The organism is Staphylococcus sp. HMSC070D05 (assembly GCF_001815595.1).
In the GTDB taxonomy this organism is placed as follows: domain Bacteria; phylum Bacillota; class Bacilli; order Staphylococcales; family Staphylococcaceae; genus Staphylococcus; species Staphylococcus hominis.
Window position 1 is genome coordinate 1 of record NZ_KV821153.1, and the last position, 257, is coordinate 257.

Consider the following 257-nt stretch of genomic DNA (forward strand, 5'->3'; position numbering starts at 1 on the left):
GTGGTTCTACCTCCCTATTATCATCAGGATCACTCTTCATTTCTTCAACGAACTTATCCCCTTTTGTAAATTCATCTTCGCTTGTACTGTCATTCTTTTTCTCTTTGGTTATATTCTTATGATTTACTTTTGTTGGTTGGCTTTTCTTTTGATGTTGGTTGATATTTTGAGACTCTTCAGTAAAAGTTGCTTCTTGTGGATTAATATTCTGTCTATTATTCGTGACTGTATCAAAAGAATAATTAAGCTGTCTTTCT

General features: G+C 32.7%; 1 pseudogene. It reads right to left on the reverse strand.

Going from position 1 to position 257, the window contains the following annotated elements:
• A pseudogene (locus tag HMPREF3046_RS08855) lies at nt 1-257 on the reverse strand (DUF536 domain-containing protein); the annotation flags it as partial.